Genomic DNA, 16,209 nt, shown 5'->3' on the forward strand with positions numbered 1-16,209 from the left:
CGGATTACGCCGGAGTCGTGCCGCGTTCCTTGGCCGCTCACCTGATCGTCACACGCGGACGTAGGCAGCAAGCGTCTCCGGAAGCAGCGGTTTCATTACGTGCACGCCTTCCACCGCATAGGGCCGCAGCAAGGCGTTGCGCCAGAATTCCTGTTGGGGCAGTTCGGTCAGGCCTGCAAGGGCGACCAGAATCAGCACCAGAACGACCCCTCGCACGAGGCCGAACATCAAACCGAGCGAGCGGTCCACGCCGCTCAGGCCCGTGGCCTGCACGATGCGCGACAGCAGCGCGTTCAGCACGCTCGCGACCAGCACCACGCCAATCGCCACCAGCGCGAAAGCCAGCAGCCACTGGGTCAGCGCGCCGCCCGGCCACGTGGACGGGATATACGGCACGACATAACCGACGAAGCGGCAAGCAATGAAAAACGCCGCGATCCAACCGATCAGCCCGAACACTTCGGACAAAAACCCGCGCCATGTGCCGCGCAAGGCCGACAAACCGATCACCGCCATTACAGCGTAGTCGAAGGCCGTGAACATCGCTCGCTTTACTGCGCCGCGCCGCTCGTCGTGCCCGACGCGAGGCCCGCTCCGCGAACCTTCGCAATCGCGGCGCTCGCCGCCGCGCGATCCGCGAACGGTCCGGCGCGCAATAGCGTGAGCGTCGTGCCGTCAGCCTGCTTCCGATGTTCGATATATGCGGGCACACCGGCCGCTTTCAACTTGCTGGCCCAATTACGGGCATTCGCTTCGTTGGCGAAAGCGCCCAATTGCACGGCAAAACGGCTGCCCGGCGGCGACGCGGGCGTGCCCGAATTGGCGTCAGCGCTCGCGGCGACGCTGGTTTCGTCCGCAGACGGCGCTGCGGCCGTTGCGTTGCTGTGGGCGGCCGGTTTATTCGCGGGCTTGGCTGCCGCCGCCGGGGCCGCCGGCGTGGCGGGCGTCGGCGTGGGCGTGGGTGAGGCGTTGGCGGCCACGGCCGGCGGTTGCGGTTTGCCAGCGGGCTTCGCGGCGGGCGTCGAATTCGTGTTGGCCTGGGTTTGCTGCCTGGCGTCCTGCCGGTCCTGCCGGACATCGCCGCTCACGGCGCCGGACTGCGCCTGCGCGGCCATCCTGGCGGGCGCGAGACTGGAAGCCGCGAGCGCGGCGTCGGGCGCGGGATTATCCGGCGCGACGCCCGCCTGCGTGTCGACCTCGTGCTTCGTCAGCCTGGGCGCGGGGCGGCTCGGAATGTCGATGGAAATGTCGTCGGTAACGGGCTTCGGGTGCGAGTCGAGCACCATGGGCAGCACGACCACTGCGGCCACGACCATGGCGATCGCCCCGACCAGCCGGCGCCGCGCGCGCTGTTTTTCCGGCAACGTAGGGTCGAGCAGCATCGCATCGGCGTCGACGGTGCGCTCCGTGCGGCGGGTCCGCCGCTCCACGCGCTCGCTACGGGCGGCCCGGGTGGAACTGGTGTTTGCGCCGCGCCGGCTGGGCGCGTCGTCTTTCTTGCCGAACGAGAAAATTCCCATGAATCGCTTGGTTCGAGCGTGGCGCCCGTTCAGTGTTGCTGCGATTTACGGTAGGCCATGACACCCGCTACCGTATAGAAACTGCCGAAAACCACAATTCTATCATTCTCTGACGCCCGTTTTAGCGCATCTTGGTACGCCTCGGCCGGCGTCGCATAGCGCGTCACGCTGCTGTCGGTACTGTCTTCCACGCCCTGCCCGCGCAACGCGGCTTCGAGCTGTTCCGCCGATGCCGCGCGCGGCGTCGGCAGATCGGTCACGCACCAGTGATCGATTTCGCCCTTCAGATGCTGGAGCACGCCGGCAATGTCCTTGTCGCCCATCATTCCGAACACGCCGTAGGTGTAGGGGAAGAAGCCCATATTGCCGAGGTTCTGGCCGAGCACGGCCGCCGCGTGCGGATTGTGACCGACGTCCAGCACGACTGCCGGCTTGCCCGGCAGCACCTGGAAGCGGCCCGGCAATTCGACATTGGCGAGGCCGAGCCGGATATCCTGCGCCGACACCGGCAAGCGGTCGCGCAACGCTTCCAGACCGGCGAGAGCAGCCGACGTGTTGATCAACTGATTCGCGCCGCGCAACGCCGGGTAGGCGAGGGCCGAGCGCCGCAGCGTCGGGCCGACGTAGCTCCACTGCTGGCGCTCGCTGCCGGCCTGGCCTTCGTAGCGGAAATCGCGGCCGAATAGCCACAATTCGGCGCCGATCTGCTCGGCATAGTCGATCAGCGTCTGCGGCGGCACCGGGTCCGCGCAGATGGCGGGCTTGCCGGCGCGGAAAATGCCGGCCTTCTCCAGCGCGATTTTCTCGCGCGTATCGCCGAGATATTCGGTGTGATCGATGTCGATGCTGGTGATGATCGCGCAGTCGGTGTCGAGAATGTTCACCGCGTCGAGGCGCCCGCCCAGGCCGACTTCGAAAATCACGGCGTCCAGTCCGCGCGACGCGAAGAGGCTCATGATCGCGAGCGTCGTAAATTCGAAATAAGTCAGCGAGACCGGCTGGGCGAGGCTCAATCGCGCGGCCTCGACTTTCTCGAAGTGCGGCAGCAGTTCGGCGTCGCTCGCCATCTGGCCGTTGATCCGCGCGCGCTCATTGAACGCCAGCAGATGCGGCGAAGTATGACAACCCACGGTGAACCCCGCGCGCAGCAGGATCGACTCGAGAATCGCGCACGTGGAACCCTTGCCGTTCGTCCCGCCCACGGTGATGACCGGGCACGCAAACGACAGCTGCATTGCGTCGCGCACCTGGCTGATACGCGCGAGACCCATGTCGATGCCGACGGGATGCGCGGATTCGAGATGCGTGAGCCACGCGTCGAGGGTGGGGAATGTGGTCATCGGGTGAATCGCGAGTCAATCATTGAGCGGTATGGCAAACATGCGCGGGATGACGCCTCGCGCACTATGTGAGACCGTGATTATCCCGGAAATGACGGCGCGCCGCTTGATTGCTCATGCGGCGCGCTGTTTTGTGGGGATTTTTGACGCGGGTGAGCGGTGGGCGCCAGCCACCCGGTGCTGGCCGCGCGCCGGCCGGGCGCGTTGCTCTGGGCGAGCCCGGCGCGGCGCGAAGGCCGGCGCGATGCTGGCTTTGGCGGCTTTGGCGGCTAGACGACTCAGGCGACGGCGTCCGCCGGCTGGTGGCTCAGCAACGCCATCAATTGAGCAAGTTCCTCGCGCAGCTTGCGGCGGTCCACGATCATGTCGATCGCGCCCTTCGTCAACAGGAATTCGGCGCGCTGGAAGCCTTCCGGCAGCTTCTCGCGCACGGTCTGTTCGATCACGCGCGGGCCGGCAAAGCCAATCAGCGCCTTGGGTTCAGCGATCACGACGTCGCCGAGGAACGCAAAGCTCGCCGACACGCCGCCCATGGTCGGGTCGGTCAGCACGGAGATGAACGGCAGCTTGGCCTCGGACAGCCTGGTGAGCATCGCGGTGGTCTTCGCCATTTGCATCAGCGAGAGCAGGCTTTCCTGCATCCGCGCGCCGCCCGATGCGGTGAAGCAGATAAACGGCACTTTCTGCTCGAGCGCGTTTTGCGCTCCGCGGGCAAAGCGCTCGCCGACCACCGAGCCCATCGAGCCGCCCATGAAAGAGAACTCAAAACAGGCCACCACGACCGGCAGCGTATGGATCGCGCCGCCCATGACGACCATGGCGTCGGTTTCGTCGGTGTCGTCCATCGCCTCTTTCAGGCGGTCCGGATACTTGCGGCTGTCCTTGAACTTGAGCGCGTCGACCGGGACAATTTCCTGGCCGATTTCGTAACGGCCTTCCGGATCCAGCAGGCTGTCCAGCCGCTCCCGCGCGCCGATGCGCATATGGTGATCGCACTTCGGGCACACATGCAGATTCGCCTCCACGTCGTTGCGATACAGCACGGCCTCGCACGACGGGCACTTGATCCACAGGCCTTCCGGAATCCCCTTGCGGCTCTTCGGGTCGGTTTGTTTGATTTTTGGCGGCAGCAGCTTATCGAGCCAGCTCATAGGAAATCCTTCTCGGGTCAACGGTTGCACAAACGGCGGGACGAACCCGCCGCTCGCACGACAGACGACAAAATGACTGTTATCGGGCAGTCGCGACGCTATCGAGCGCCTCGCGCACCTCGGCGACGAAACGCCTCAGCGTCTCGGCGGCGGTTTCGGGGGCCGCCTGCTCGAGCAATTGCACGATACGGCTGCCGATCACCACCGCGTCGGAAACTTCGGCCACGAGACGCGCCGTTTCCGCGTCACGAATGCCAAAACCGACGCCGACCGGCAGGGGCACGCGCGACTTGATGGCCGGGATTTTACTCGCGATGCTGGAAACGTCCAGATTTGCCGCGCCGGTCACACCTTTTAGCGACACGTAGTAGACGTAACCGCTCGCGATCTTGCCGACTTCCGTAATGCGCTCGTCCGTCGACGTGGGCGCCAGCAGAAAGATCGGATCGATCCCGGCGGAACGCATCTTTTCCGCGAAGTTAGCGCATTCTTCCGGCGGATAGTCCACCACCAGCACGCCGTCGACGCCCGCTTCCGTCGCCGCCTCGCCAAAGGCTTCGGTGCCCATGCGCTCGATGGGATTGGCGTAGCCCATCAGCACGACCGGCGTGGTTTGGTTGGTTTCGCGGAACCGCTTGACGTCGGCGAGCACGTGGCGCAAGGACACGCCGTGCGCCAATGCGCGTTCCGACGACTGCTGGATCACCGGCCCGTCGGCCATCGGGTCCGAAAACGGCACGCCGAGTTCGATGACATCCGCGCCGCCGGCGGCGAGCGCGTGCATGAATTCGACGGTGCGGGCGGGGTCGGGGTCGCCCGCCGTCATGAAAGGAATCAGGCCTTTTTTGCCCTGCTCGGACAACGCAGCAAACGTGTTTTTGATACGGGACATGGAGTTGTTCTCGATTGAGCTACTGCGCTCGGCGCTTCGCGGGTCGCTTTATTGCATTCGGTATTGCACGCGGTTCGGCACGCGGTTTTGCACCCGGTCACTGCACTTCGGCCTGCCGGGGCGCTTTGACCTTGACCGGCCGGCGCTTGGCAGGCGCGGCGGCCGCGGCGCTGACGCGTTCGCGCGCTATCGCGCAGTAACTTTCATTGATCTCATAGCCGACGAATTCGCGTTGCTGCCGGGCGCAAGCGACTGCGGTAGTGCCGCTGCCCATGAAGGGATCGAGCACGCGGCCGCCCTTCGGACAACTGGCCAGGACCATTCGCTCGACAATCTCCAAAGGCTTTTGCGTAGGATGATCGACGCGTTCGGCATGTTGCCGGTGCAGCCTCGACACAGACCAGACGTCCTTCGGATTATAGCCAAGCTCCAGCCACTTGCTCCCTTCAAACAATTTACGCGAACGCGCCTTCTTCGTGGCGGCATCATACGGGATGCGGACGGGATCGAGGTCGAAGTAATAATCTTTCGACACCGCGAAAAAGCCGATGTTATCGTGCACCGAGGTGAACCGGCGCGTGGTTCCGCCCATGCTCGGCACGCGCCGGTCCCAGATGATCTCGTTGATCATGAGGAGCCGGGTCTTCAGAAAACTGAAGATTTCCGGCGCGTACTGCCACGTGCAGAAGATATAAAGCGAGCCCGACGGCTTGAGCTTCGGAATGGCAAGCTCGAGCCAGCCACGCGTCCAGGCGAGGAAATCGTCGCCCGTGCGCATATCGGAGTCGTTGCCGTAATCCTTGCCGAGCCCGTACGGCGGGTCGCATAGGATGAGGTCGATCGATCCGTCGGGAATATTCGCTACATCGGTTAGAAAATCGCGGTTCAACAACTGGATGCCCGCGGGCACCTGCGGCAACAGCAGCGCAGGCGCCTCGGGCGCCAGAAGCTCCCCGGCCGGCGTCAACTCACTCGTCGCCGGCTGGGGCTCGTCGAACTCGTCGCGCATCTCGGCGGCGCTCAGAATTGAATGCCCGATCGCTCGGCGACCGTATGCATGTCCTTGTCGCCGCGGCCGGACAGGTTCACCAGCAAGTGCTTGTCCTTCCCGAGCGTGGGCGCGAGCTTCGTGGCGTACGCGAGCGCGTGGCTCGACTCCAGCGCGGGAATGATGCCCTCGATGCGGCAGCAGTCGTGGAACGCCTTGAGCGCTTCTTCGTCGGTGATGCCGACATATTGCGCGCGGTTGCTCTCTTTTAGCCACGCGTGCTCGGGCCCGACGCCGGGATAGTCGAGGCCTGCCGACACCGAATGCGTCTCGATGATCTGGCCGTTCTCGTCCTGCAGCAGGTATGTGCGGTTGCCGTGCAGCACACCGGGGCTGCCGCCGATCAGCGACGCCGCGTGGCGCCCCGACTCGATGCCGTCCCCGGCCGCTTCCACGCCGATCAACTGCACCGAACTATCGTCGATGTACGGATAAAAGATACCCATCGCGTTCGATCCGCCGCCCACGCACGCGATCACCGCGTCCGGCTGTCGTCCGATCAGCTCGGGCATCTGCACCTTGCATTCATCGCCGATAACGCGCTGGAAGTCGCGCACCATCATCGGATACGGATGCGGCCCGGCCACGGTCCCGATAATGTAGAAGGTGTTTTCGACGTTGGTCACCCAATCGCGCATGGCCTCGTTCAGCGCGTCTTTCAGCGTGCGCGAGCCGGATTCGACCGGCACGACCGTGGCACCGAGCAGTTTCATGCGGTAGACGTTGGCGGCCTGGCGGCGCACGTCTTCGGCGCCCATGTAGACCACGCATTCCATGCCGAAGCGCGCCGCGATGGTGGCCGTGGCCACGCCGTGCTGCCCCGCGCCCGTTTCCGCGATGACGCGCGGCTTGCCCATACGCTTGGCAAGCAGTGCCTGGCCGATCACGTTATTGATCTTGTGCGCGCCGGTGTGGTTCAGGTCTTCGCGCTTCAGAAAAATCTGCGCGCCGCCGAGCAGTTCACTCCAGCGCTGAGCGTGATAAATCGGCGAAGGCCGGCCGACGAAGTACTTCAGCTCGCGCTCGTACTCGGCGATAAACCCGGCATCTTTGGAGAATTTTTCGTAGGCGGCACGCAACTCGTCGAGTGCGTGAACCAGCGTCTCAGCGACGAACACGCCGCCAAACTGGCCGAAATGGCCTCTTTCGTCAGGCAAGTTATACATGTGGATCACTCTTTCGTGGCGCGCGGCGCGCTCATGGAGCGCCGCGCCGCGGAATCATCCGGCATCCGCCGCGCGCACCGCGCGTACGAACGCCGCCATCCGGGCGTGATCTTTCACGCCCTTGGCGCCCGGCACTTCGATGCCGCTCGAGACATCGACCGCGTACGGGCGCACGCGATGGATCGCATCACTGACGTTTTGCGCGTTCAACCCACCACTCAAAACGGCCCGAGGCGCGAGCTCTGCTGGAATAAGTGACCAATCGAAAACCTTCCCGCCGCCGCCATAGCCTTCGACATGCGTGTCGAATAGAAAGCCATTGGCGCCTGAATAGTTGAGAGCCGATTTTACCAAATCGGCCGACTGAGTATCCGCCGCAACGCGCAGCGCGCGCAACCAAGGCAAACCCGCAATGCCGGCGAGCGATTCGCACTGGTCCGCCGTCTCGTCGCCGTGAAACTGCAACAGCGAAAGCCCGACGTTGCTGACCACTTCGCGCACCCAGTCCGGCGAGGGATTCACAAACAAACCAACCACCGACACGAACGGCGGCACATCCTGCACCAGTTCCACGGCCTGTGCGATGCTCACCGAGCGCGGGCTCGGCGGATAGAACACGAGGCCGATCGCGTCGGCGCCGAGGCCGATGGCGTGCTCCACGTCGGCCGGTTTCGAGAGGCCGCACAGTTTGATCCGCGTGCGCCGCGGCGCCGCCTGTTGCTCGCCGCCGGTGGCCGCTATCGACGCGGAGTTTTCAGTGACGAAGTTGTCGGTCGTACTCATGTCCAGGTCTGGTCGTTCCATACGGTGCTCCACGGTACACTGCCGGTCTGCGGCGCGGGCACGGCGAAGTGCTCAGGATAGCCTACCTGCGCGAGATACAAGCCGTCCGGCATGAACGTCGGCGCGGCCCATTCGCGGTCGCGGCCTTCGAGCACTTCCGCCATCCACTGCACCGGGCGACGTCCCTTGCCGATGTACACCAGACATCCCATCACATTGCGCACCATGTGGTGCAGGAATGCGTTGGCCCGGAAACGGAAGTGGACGAAGTCGCCCTGTTGCTGAATGTCGATCTGATACAGATGCTTGACCGGCGTTTTCGCCTGGCATTGCGACGAGCGAAACGCCGAAAAGTCGTGTTCGCCGATCAAATGCACCGCAGCTTCCCGCATCGCGTCGATATTCAGCGACGCGTGCACCCAGCCCGCGCGCGCCGCGAGCATCGGCGAACGCACCGGATGCACGTACAGCACATAGTAATAAGTGCGCTCGAACGCGGAAAACCGCGCGTGGAACGCTTCGGGCATCGGCTTCGCCCATTGGACGGAGATGGTTTTCGGCAAAAACGAATTTGTGCCGCGCACCCATGAGATGTCGGCCCGTTCCAGCTCCGTGTCGAAATGCACGACCTGGCCGAGGCCGTGCACGCCCGTATCCGTCCGACCCGCGACGACGGTCTGCACCGGCATCTGCGCAAATTCGCGCAGGGCCCGCTCGAGCTCGTCCTGAACCGTGTTGCCGTGCGGCTGCGACTGCCACCCGCAGAACGCCGACCCGTCGTACTGAACGCCTAGCGCAATCCGCTTCACGACAACGGAGCGAGCGTCGAGAGCAGCGCGCGAGCGTCGTTGCGCGTGGCCGGATCGTTGGCTTCGATCACTTCGTTGATCAGTGTGCGCGCGCCGGCCAGATCGCCCAGCTCGATGTACTCGGCGGCAAGATCCAGCTTGTTGCGGGCGATGCGGGCAAGATCCGCCGGCGTGAATACGGGCAGCGGCTCTGTCGGCCCTGGCGGCAGCTCCAGGTCGAAGTCGAGCTTCAGCGCGCCGAAGCCTGCGGTGCCGAGACTGCCGGCACCCAGGCCGGCCACAGCGCCACGGCCGGCGGTGCCGGCCGCGATTTCGTCGGCGGCATGCGGAGCTTCGTCGGCGCCCGGCGGCGGCGGAACGGCCCGCCATGCAGTCGCTTCCGGCGACGCCACAGGCTGGCTGCTCAGCGATTGCGGCGCACCCGCGGTGTCGCCGGCCATTGCTCCGACTCGCGGCGGCAAGGGCATGTCCAGGCTGCCGAATGCATCGACAGCGTCGCGCGGGAATTCCGTCGACGCAGCCGGGCGCGATTCCTCGCGCACCGGCGCGCCGAACTCGTCGTCAGCGACTGGCGCGGTCGTGGCCGGGGCTTGCGGAATGGTCGGTTCCATCGGCTCCGGCGGCAACGGTTCGTCGTCCCATTGCAGACGATGCGAAAGCGGCTCGGGCTCCCACCCGTCGTTCAATGGCTCCAGCGGCGCCCGCGGCAAGGCGTCGGCGCCTAGCTCGGCGGCGGCCTCGAGGCTTGCGGTTGTCGTCGCGTTATGCAGGTTGTCGCGGAGTTCTTCGGGCGCTGCGTCGTTTTGCTCGAAGGCCGTGAGGTGCTCCGGCGCGGGCGGCTCTGCGGCCGGCTCCGTATCGGACGCGGCGAAAGCCCTCGGCGGCTCCCCCAGCTCGGCCGGATGCCCCGCGGCGAAGCGGTCGGCTGCCTCGTGCGACGGCTCTTGAGCGGCATGTTCCGATGACGGCTCCTGCACTGCCGCGCGTTCTGCGGCTTCGCGCGCCTCGTTCTCGCGAGCGGTCGCCGTGCGGATTTCCGCCTCGCGTTCCGCATCAAGCCGCTCCGACATTTCGCGAGCGGCCGCGTCACCTTCAGCCGCTTCGCGCTCTGCAGCAGCTGCCGTGGCCGCATGCTGCACGGAGGCGGCACTGAGATCTGCCTCGCGTTCGTCGCGGTTAGCCGTGTCGCCACGAGCAGCAACGAAAGCCGCCGGCGCGACCTCTCCACCCGCCGCTGCGTTCGCGGAAGCCGCCGCTTCCTGCGCCTTTGCCAGCCGCTCGCGCTTGCGCCGGCCGAGCCGCAAGGCGGTCAGCAGCACCACCAGCGCGGCGCCGATTGCCGCGCCCACCGCGAGGTTCGTCTGCGAAAGGCCGGTTTCGTTCGATGTGGCAAGAGCGGCGCCCGCGTGACCCGGCACGACAGCCGCAGCGGATGCGCCCGCCGCCGGTTGCACGCCGCTCGCCGACGGAGCGACCCGAGCCGCCGGCGCCCCGCCGATGCCGTGTTTCTGCAATTCCATCAGCACGCGATTCTTGAGCGCGAGCAGCTGCTGCAAGCTCGACACCTGCGTGCGCGGCTGCGACGCGCCGGTCGCGGCAGCCTCGCTTGCCGACGGCTGGACTGATCCGGCCCACACATGCGTGCCGCTCGCGGCGGACGCCGCCTGTGAACCCGCGGCAGGGACCGACGACACCGCGCCGCCGGAGACAGCCGAACCGGCGTCCGTCGCCGCGCTGGCGGTAGCTTGAGGCGCAGGCGCGGCGGGCGCCGCAGCTTGCGTCGCAGGAGTTTCCGCGCCCGTCGCGCCTGTCGCACTCGCCGCCGCATTGCCTTGCGCGGCGCCGCTCGCGGGAGCCGCAACCGAAGCATTCGCCGACGACCCGCTGACAGCCGCCGGCGCCGAAGCGCCCGCCGACGCAGCCACCGCGCCCGACGCGTCGAGCGGCGGCACGGTGAGCTGGGCACCGAGGCGCATCCGGCTCGGATCATGGCCCATGAATGCGTTCGGGTTCGCGTCGAACAACGCGCGCGCCGCGCGAGCCAGTGTGGCCCGGTCGTGCGATTGCGTGACGGCAATCGCCACGTCGTTCAGCGACTGCCCCGGCTTGACCGTATATTGCCCGCCGGACGCGTAAGACGCAGACGGGGCAGAAGCAGCGGCGCCGTCGGGCGCGCTTGCGGCCTCGGCGGGCGCGGCCCATGCGCTGCCCAGGCCCACGCTCGTCAGCATCCACGCCAAAGCAGCGGCGGCCGCGAGGCGGCCGGTACGTGGGCGCCCAAACACGGCCCGAAGGGAAGAGAGTCGAAAATTCATCGGGACTCCTGGCGCGTCAGCGCGCGGCCCTTTTTTGCGGTTATAAAGAGACAAGATAATCGGAGCACACAAATGAAAAAAGCGCCGCGCAAGCGCGACGCTTCTTGAGTTTTCTACGCGTCGTGAGCGCGTAGTTTACTTTACTTGTCGAGCACAATGCGAAGCATGCGGCGCAGCGGCTCGGCTGCGCCCCACAGCAGCTGGTCGCCAACCGTGAACGCCGACAGATATTCGCCGCCCATGGCCAGCTTGCGGGTGCGGCCGACCGGCACCGTCAGCGTGCCGGTGACCACTGCCGGCGACAGATCGCGCATCGACGCTTCGCGCTCGTTCGGCACGACCTTGACCCAGTCATTGCCCGAAGCGAGGATGCTGTTCACTTCGTCGAGCGGCACGTCCTTGGTCAGCTTGATGGTGAGCGCCTGTGAGTGGCAGCGCATGGCGCCGATCCGCACGCAGAGGCCGTCCACGGGAATGGAACCCGACGTGCCCATGGCCGGCTTGCCGAGAATCTTGTTGGTTTCGGCGCCGCCCTTCCACTCTTCCTTCGACATGCCGTTGCCGAGGTCCTTGTCGATCCACGGAATCAGCGAGCCGGCGAGCGGCACGCCGAAGTTGTCCGTGGGCATGCTGTCGCTGTTCATGGCTTCGAGCACGCGGCGGTCGATATCGAGAATCGCCGAAGCGGGGTCGGCGAGTTCGTTCTTCACTGCACCGTGCAGCGTGCCCATTTGCGAGAGCAGTTCGCGCATGTTCTGCGCGCCCGCGCCTGACGCGGCCTGATACGTCATGGCCGTCATCCACTCGACCAGGTTTTCGCGGAACAGGCCGCCCAGCGCCATCAGCATGAGGCTGACCGTGCAATTGCCGCCGATGAAATTCTTCTGCCCCTTGACCAGCGCGTTCTTGATCACGTCCAGGTTGACCGGATCGAGAATAATGACCGCGTCATCCTTCATGCGCAGCGACGAAGCCGCGTCGATCCAGTAGCCGTTCCAGCCGGCCGCGCGCAGCTTCGGGAACACTTCGTTCGTGTAGTCGCCGCCCTGGCAGGAAATGATGGCTTCGCACTTCTTCAGGTCTTCGATGCTTGTCGCATCTTTGAGCTTGGTCTCGTTTTTGGCGAACGACGGCGCGTTGCCGCCCGCGTTGCTGGTGCTGAAAAACACCGGTTCGATCAAGTCGAAATCGCCTTCCTGCTGCATGCGCTGCATCAGGACGCTGCCGACCATGCCGCGCCAACCTACGAGACCTACGTTCATGACTTCATACCCTTCGAATGGAAACTTCCCCGCATCTTTGCCCGCAGTGACCGCGCGGGGAAGATGAGCGGGCACGACGGACGATCAGCGTTTCGTGATCGTTTTCGGGGTAATCGTTTTAATCAGCGCTTGGGTGGTAATGGCGAGCTCAACCACACGGGCCGTTTTGCCGTGCAGTTTCGAAATCGTGGAGATTTGAGCCATGTGTGCCATCGCTACAATATACACGAAAACCGGAATCCGGCGACGTCGTTGTCTGCCGCTGCCGTCCGTATTGCCTGCGAATCGGCATTTGCGAGCCGATTCGCGTATTAAAGATCGTTTTAACGACTCAATCAGCGCTGCCTTAAACGCCGCCGCAGCGCCGCAGCGCCGCGCGCGGTTTCCTACAGCCGCGCGCGAGCCGCCTTGGAGCCGTGCTTACAGTGCAGCGACGACGGCGTCGCCCATGGCGACCGTGCCGACCTGCTTGCAGCCGGGCGTCAGAATGTCGCCGGTGCGGTAGCCCTGTTCGAGCACCTTTTTCACCGCCTTTTCGATGCGGTCCGCCTGCTCCGCCTTGTTCAGCGAATAGCGCAGCATCATGGCTGCCGACAGAATCGTGGCGAGCGGATTCGCCACGCCCTTGCCGGCGATGTCCGGCGCTGAACCGTGCGACGGCTCGTACAAGCCCTTGTTGTTCTTGTCGAGCGAGGCGGACGGCAGCATGCCGATGGAGCCCGTGAGCATGGCGGCTTCGTCGGAGAGAATGTCGCCGAACATGTTGCCGGTCACGATCACGTCGAACGACTTGGGCGCCTTCACGAGCTGCATGGCGGCGTTGTCGACATACATGTGCGACAGCTCGACGTCCGCGTATTCTTTCGAGACGTCGATCATCACGTCTTTCCAGAACTGCGACGTTTCGAGCACGTTGGCTTTATCCACGGAAGTCAGCTTCTTGCCGCGCTTTTGCGCCGCCTGAAACGCGACGTGCGCAATGCGGCGCACTTCGGGCTCCGAATAACGCATGGTGTCGAAGCCTTCCTTCGAGCCGGCGAACAACCCGTCCGGCGCTTCACGCACGCCGCGCGGCGCGCCGAAGTAGATGTCGCCGTTCAGTTCACGCACGATCAGAATGTCGAGGCCCGACACGATCTCTTCTTTCAGCGAAGAAGCGCCGGTCAGTTGCGGATAGCAGATGGCCGGGCGAAAGTTCGCGAACAATTGCAGATGCTTGCGCAGGCCGAGAATGGCCTGCTCCGGGCGCAGCGCGCGCTCGAGCTTGTCGTACTTCCAGTCGCCGACGGCACCGAACAGGATCGCGTCGGCTTCCTTCGCGAGCGCGAGCGTCGAATCGGGCAGCGGGTGACCCTTCGCCTCATAGCCCGCGCCGCCGACCGGTGCTTCTTCCAGTTCGAACTTTTCGCCGAGTACGTTCAGGACCTTGACGGCCTCCTTGACGATTTCGGGACCAATGCCGTCGCCCGGCAACACTGCGATCTTCATGCGAATTCCTTAATGATTTTTCCAGACTTTCAGTCTTAGCCGACGATGCGGTGAGCAAGCCACGGCTGCTTCGCGATGCGCTCGGCCTCGAACTGGCGGATTTTGTCGGCGTGACGCAGCGTGAGGCCGATGTCGTCGAAACCGTTCAGCAGGCAGTATTTGCGGAATGCCGCGACTTCAAACGGATACTCGGTCGCACCGTCCGACGTGCGCACCACTTGTGCTTCCAGATCGATGGTCAGCTGAAAGCCGTTGAATGCGTACGTTTCGTTGAACAGGTGATCGACTTGCTGTTCGCTCAGCACGATCGGCAGGAGCCCGTTCTTGAAGCAGTTGTTATAGAAAATATCGGCGAAACTCGGCGCGATGATCGCGCGAAAGCCGTATTGCTGAAGCGCCCAGGGCGCGTGTTCGCGCGAGCTGCCGCAGCCGAAGTTCTTACGCGCGAGGAGTACGGAAGCGCCTTGATAGCGCGGCTGGTTCAGCACGAAATCCGGATTCAGCGGACGCTTCGAATTGTCCTGACCCGGCTCGCCGTGATCCAGATAACGCCACTCGTCGAACGCATTCGGGCCGAAGCCGGTGCGCTTGATTGACTTCAGGAACTGCTTGGGAATAATCGCGTCCGTGTCGACGTTCTCGCGATCGAGCGGCGCCACGACGCCGGTGTGTACGATGAATTTATCCATGACGCTTGCGCCTGTTTCAGGACCGGGCGACGCGCGCGGCGGCATGAAAGCCGCTCGCCGCGCCGCCGGCAAAAATCAAAAACCGGTTATTTCTCAGCGTGATTGCTGATCGAATTGCCGAGGTGCGACATGTCCTGCCCAAATCCGTGCACCGTGTTGCAGCCGGTGAGACCGAGCAGCAACCCAGCCAGAGCACCCAGCGCGAAGCGGCGCAGAAGAGTAGTGCGATTCATGTTGTTCATCATGCGATTTATCCCAGCTTGCGAATATCGACAAAATGCCCTTCGATGGCCGCTGCGGCGGCCATCGCGGGGCTGACCAGATGGGTGCGGCCACCGGCGCCCTGACGACCTTCGAAATTGCGGTTCGACGTGGACGCGCAACGCTCGCCCGGGTCCAGCCGGTCGGCGTTCATGGCGAGGCACATCGAGCAGCCCGGCTCGCGCCATTCGAAGCCAGCCTCGGTGAACACCTTGTCGAGGCCTTCGCGTTCGGCTTGCGCCTTCACGAGACCCGAGCCCGGCACGACCATGGCGAGGCGAATGTTCGGTGCGACGCGGCGACCAAGCTTCTTCACGACATAGGCCGCGGCGCGAATGTCTTCAATGCGCGCGTTGGTGCACGACCCAATAAAGATTTTATCCGGCTTGATCGACTCGATCGGCGCATTCGGCTCCAGCGCCATGTATTTGAGCGCGCGTTCCATCGCGTCGCGCTTGACCGGATCTTTCTCGCGCTCGGGGTCGGGTACGCGGCCGTCGACTGCGGTGACCATTTCCGGCGACGTGCCCCAGGTGACCTGCGGCACGATTTCCGCCGCGTTCAATTCGACCACGCGGTCGAAATGCGCGCCTTCGTCGGACTTGAACTGCTTCCAGTACTCGACCGCGACGTCCCACTCCGCGCCTTCCGGCGAGAACGGCCGGCCTTTCAGATACTCGATGGTGGTGTCGTCCACAGCGACCATGCCGGCGCGGGCGCCCGCCTCGATCGCCATGTTGCACACGGTCATGCGACCTTCCATGGAGAGCGCGCGGATAGTCGAGCCGCCGAACTCCATGGCGTAGCCGGTGCCGCCCGCGGTGCCGATCTTGCCGATGATCGCGAGCACGATGTCTTTCGCCGTGCAGCCGCGCGGCAACTGGCCTTCCACCTTCACCAGCATGTTCTTGCTCTTTTTCTGCAAGAGCGTTTGCGTGGCGAGCACGTGCTCCACTTCCGACGTGCCGATGCCGTGCGCGAGCGCGCCGAACGCGCCGTGCGTGGACGTGTGCGAGTCGCCGCAGACAATGGTCATGCCCGGCAGCGTGGCGCCCTGCTCCGGCCCGATGATATGCACGATGCCCTGACGCAGATCGTTCATCTTGAACTGCGTGATGCCGTAGGCGTCGCAATTCGAGTCCAGCGTGTCGACCTGCAGCTTCGAGACGGGATCGGCGATGCCGTGGCTGCGGTCCGTGGTCGGCACGTTGTGATCCGACACGGCCAGATTCGCGCTGATACGCCACACGGGACGCTCAGCCAGCTTCAGGCCTTCGAACGCCTGAGGGCTCGTGACTTCGTGCAGCAGGTGACGGTCGATATAAAGAATCGTCGTGCCGTCTTCTTCCGTGTGGACCACATGCGTGTTCCACAATTTGTCGTAGAGAGTCTGTGCCATGGTATGCGGGGTAGTAATGACTGCGGGCTGACTGTGTCGGTCGATTATGCCACGCGAAGTCGCGCCGTGGGCTGCCCCGCCATCGA

The 16,209-nt window shown here is 64.6% G+C and carries 15 protein-coding genes; all 15 read right to left on the minus strand.

The window, feature by feature from the left end; genetic code table 11:
* Positions 1-48: 48 nt before the first annotated feature.
* The 15 genes from ACEN8U_RS01235 to leuC all read right to left on the minus strand — a co-directional run bounded on the left by ACEN8U_RS01235 (position 49) and on the right by leuC (position 16,123).
* Complete coding sequence (locus ACEN8U_RS01235; RefSeq protein ID WP_013342048.1) at positions 49-543, minus strand: CvpA family protein; 495 nt, start codon at positions 541-543, stop codon at positions 49-51.
* Positions 544-551: 8 nt separating this feature from the next.
* Complete coding sequence (locus ACEN8U_RS01240; protein ID WP_310112179.1) at positions 552-1,520, minus strand: SPOR domain-containing protein; 969 nt, start codon at positions 1,518-1,520, stop codon at positions 552-554.
* Between the two features lie 29 nt (positions 1,521-1,549).
* Positions 1,550-2,860, minus strand: coding sequence for a bifunctional tetrahydrofolate synthase/dihydrofolate synthase (folC, locus tag ACEN8U_RS01245; protein WP_310112182.1), 1,311 nt, complete (start codon positions 2,858-2,860; stop codon positions 1,550-1,552).
* Between the two features lie 278 nt (positions 2,861-3,138).
* Positions 3,139-4,011: an acetyl-CoA carboxylase, carboxyltransferase subunit beta gene (accD, locus tag ACEN8U_RS01250; protein WP_013591385.1), complete on the minus strand. Its 873-nt coding sequence runs from the start codon at positions 4,009-4,011 to the stop codon at positions 3,139-3,141.
* A gap of 79 nt (positions 4,012-4,090) precedes the next feature.
* On the minus strand, positions 4,091-4,903 hold the full coding sequence (gene trpA / locus ACEN8U_RS01255; protein ID WP_310112185.1) for a tryptophan synthase subunit alpha: 813 nt from the start codon (positions 4,901-4,903) through the stop codon (positions 4,091-4,093).
* Between the two features lie 97 nt (positions 4,904-5,000).
* Entirely contained in the window at positions 5,001-5,912 is a 912-nt protein-coding gene (locus tag ACEN8U_RS01260) for a site-specific DNA-methyltransferase (RefSeq protein ID WP_310112188.1), read from the minus strand.
* An 11-nt stretch (positions 5,913-5,923) separates the two neighbouring features.
* Positions 5,924-7,117 (minus strand): tryptophan synthase subunit beta, encoded by a 1,194-nt coding sequence (gene trpB, locus ACEN8U_RS01265; RefSeq protein ID WP_014972747.1) that lies wholly within the window; start codon positions 7,115-7,117, stop codon positions 5,924-5,926.
* A 54-nt stretch (positions 7,118-7,171) separates the two neighbouring features.
* Positions 7,172-7,900, minus strand: a complete 729-nt coding sequence (locus ACEN8U_RS01270; protein WP_310112208.1) for a phosphoribosylanthranilate isomerase — start codon at positions 7,898-7,900, stop codon at positions 7,172-7,174.
* On the minus strand, positions 7,897-8,709 hold the full coding sequence (gene truA / locus ACEN8U_RS01275; RefSeq protein WP_310112190.1) for a tRNA pseudouridine(38-40) synthase TruA: 813 nt from the start codon (positions 8,707-8,709) through the stop codon (positions 7,897-7,899). The genes ACEN8U_RS01270 and truA overlap by 4 nt, the downstream gene beginning before the upstream one ends.
* A complete protein-coding gene (locus tag ACEN8U_RS01280) occupies positions 8,706-11,024 on the minus strand; it encodes a FimV/HubP family polar landmark protein (protein ID WP_310112193.1) in 2,319 nt (772 codons plus the stop codon). Before ACEN8U_RS01280 ends, truA begins: the two co-directional genes overlap by 4 nt.
* 140 nt (positions 11,025-11,164) lie before the next feature.
* A complete protein-coding gene (gene asd, locus ACEN8U_RS01285; RefSeq protein ID WP_310112196.1) occupies positions 11,165-12,286 on the minus strand; it encodes an aspartate-semialdehyde dehydrogenase in 1,122 nt (373 codons plus the stop codon).
* A 420-nt stretch (positions 12,287-12,706) separates the two neighbouring features.
* Positions 12,707-13,774, minus strand: coding sequence for a 3-isopropylmalate dehydrogenase (gene leuB / locus ACEN8U_RS01290; RefSeq protein ID WP_310112199.1), 1,068 nt, complete (start codon positions 13,772-13,774; stop codon positions 12,707-12,709).
* Between the two features lie 35 nt (positions 13,775-13,809).
* Entirely contained in the window at positions 13,810-14,463 is a 654-nt protein-coding gene (leuD, locus tag ACEN8U_RS01295; RefSeq protein WP_013591376.1) for a 3-isopropylmalate dehydratase small subunit, read from the minus strand.
* 86 nt (positions 14,464-14,549) lie between these two features.
* The gene (locus ACEN8U_RS01300; protein ID WP_013342061.1) at positions 14,550-14,708 is read right to left on the minus strand and encodes an entericidin A/B family lipoprotein; all 159 of its coding nucleotides are present in this window, start codon (positions 14,706-14,708) and stop codon (positions 14,550-14,552) included.
* Positions 14,709-14,713: 5 nt separating this feature from the next.
* On the minus strand, positions 14,714-16,123 hold the full coding sequence (gene leuC / locus ACEN8U_RS01305; RefSeq protein ID WP_013591375.1) for a 3-isopropylmalate dehydratase large subunit: 1,410 nt from the start codon (positions 16,121-16,123) through the stop codon (positions 14,714-14,716).
* Positions 16,124-16,209 lie beyond the last annotated feature (86 nt).

The sequence above is a fragment of the Paraburkholderia phenoliruptrix genome (assembly GCF_047325075.1).
GTDB classification, from domain to species: domain Bacteria; phylum Pseudomonadota; class Gammaproteobacteria; order Burkholderiales; family Burkholderiaceae; genus Paraburkholderia; species Paraburkholderia phenoliruptrix.

Coding starts and splice junctions, on each gene's coding strand:
- ACEN8U_RS01260 (WP_310112188.1), bottom strand. CDS start 5,912: ATGCGCGACGAGTTCGACGAGCCCCAGCCGGCGACGAGTGAGTTGACG.
- trpB (WP_014972747.1), bottom strand. CDS start 7,117: ATGTATAACTTGCCTGACGAAAGAGGCCATTTCGGCCAGTTTGGCGGC.
- leuD (WP_013591376.1), bottom strand. CDS start 14,463: ATGGATAAATTCATCGTACACACCGGCGTCGTGGCGCCGCTCGATCGC.
- leuC (WP_013591375.1), bottom strand. CDS start 16,123: ATGGCACAGACTCTCTACGACAAATTGTGGAACACGCATGTGGTCCAC.
- folC (WP_310112182.1), bottom strand. CDS start 2,860: ATGACCACATTCCCCACCCTCGACGCGTGGCTCACGCATCTCGAATCC.
- ACEN8U_RS01270 (WP_310112208.1), bottom strand. CDS start 7,900: ATGAGTACGACCGACAACTTCGTCACTGAAAACTCCGCGTCGATAGCG.
- ACEN8U_RS01300 (WP_013342061.1), bottom strand. CDS start 14,708: ATGATGAACAACATGAATCGCACTACTCTTCTGCGCCGCTTCGCGCTG.
- ACEN8U_RS01240 (WP_310112179.1), bottom strand. CDS start 1,520: ATGGGAATTTTCTCGTTCGGCAAGAAAGACGACGCGCCCAGCCGGCGC.
- ACEN8U_RS01280 (WP_310112193.1), bottom strand. CDS start 11,024: ATGAATTTTCGACTCTCTTCCCTTCGGGCCGTGTTTGGGCGCCCACGT.
- ACEN8U_RS01235 (WP_013342048.1), bottom strand. CDS start 543: ATGTTCACGGCCTTCGACTACGCTGTAATGGCGGTGATCGGTTTGTCG.
- leuB (WP_310112199.1), bottom strand. CDS start 13,774: ATGAAGATCGCAGTGTTGCCGGGCGACGGCATTGGTCCCGAAATCGTC.
- trpA (WP_310112185.1), bottom strand. CDS start 4,903: ATGTCCCGTATCAAAAACACGTTTGCTGCGTTGTCCGAGCAGGGCAAA.
- accD (WP_013591385.1), bottom strand. CDS start 4,011: ATGAGCTGGCTCGATAAGCTGCTGCCGCCAAAAATCAAACAAACCGAC.
- asd (WP_310112196.1), bottom strand. CDS start 12,286: ATGAACGTAGGTCTCGTAGGTTGGCGCGGCATGGTCGGCAGCGTCCTG.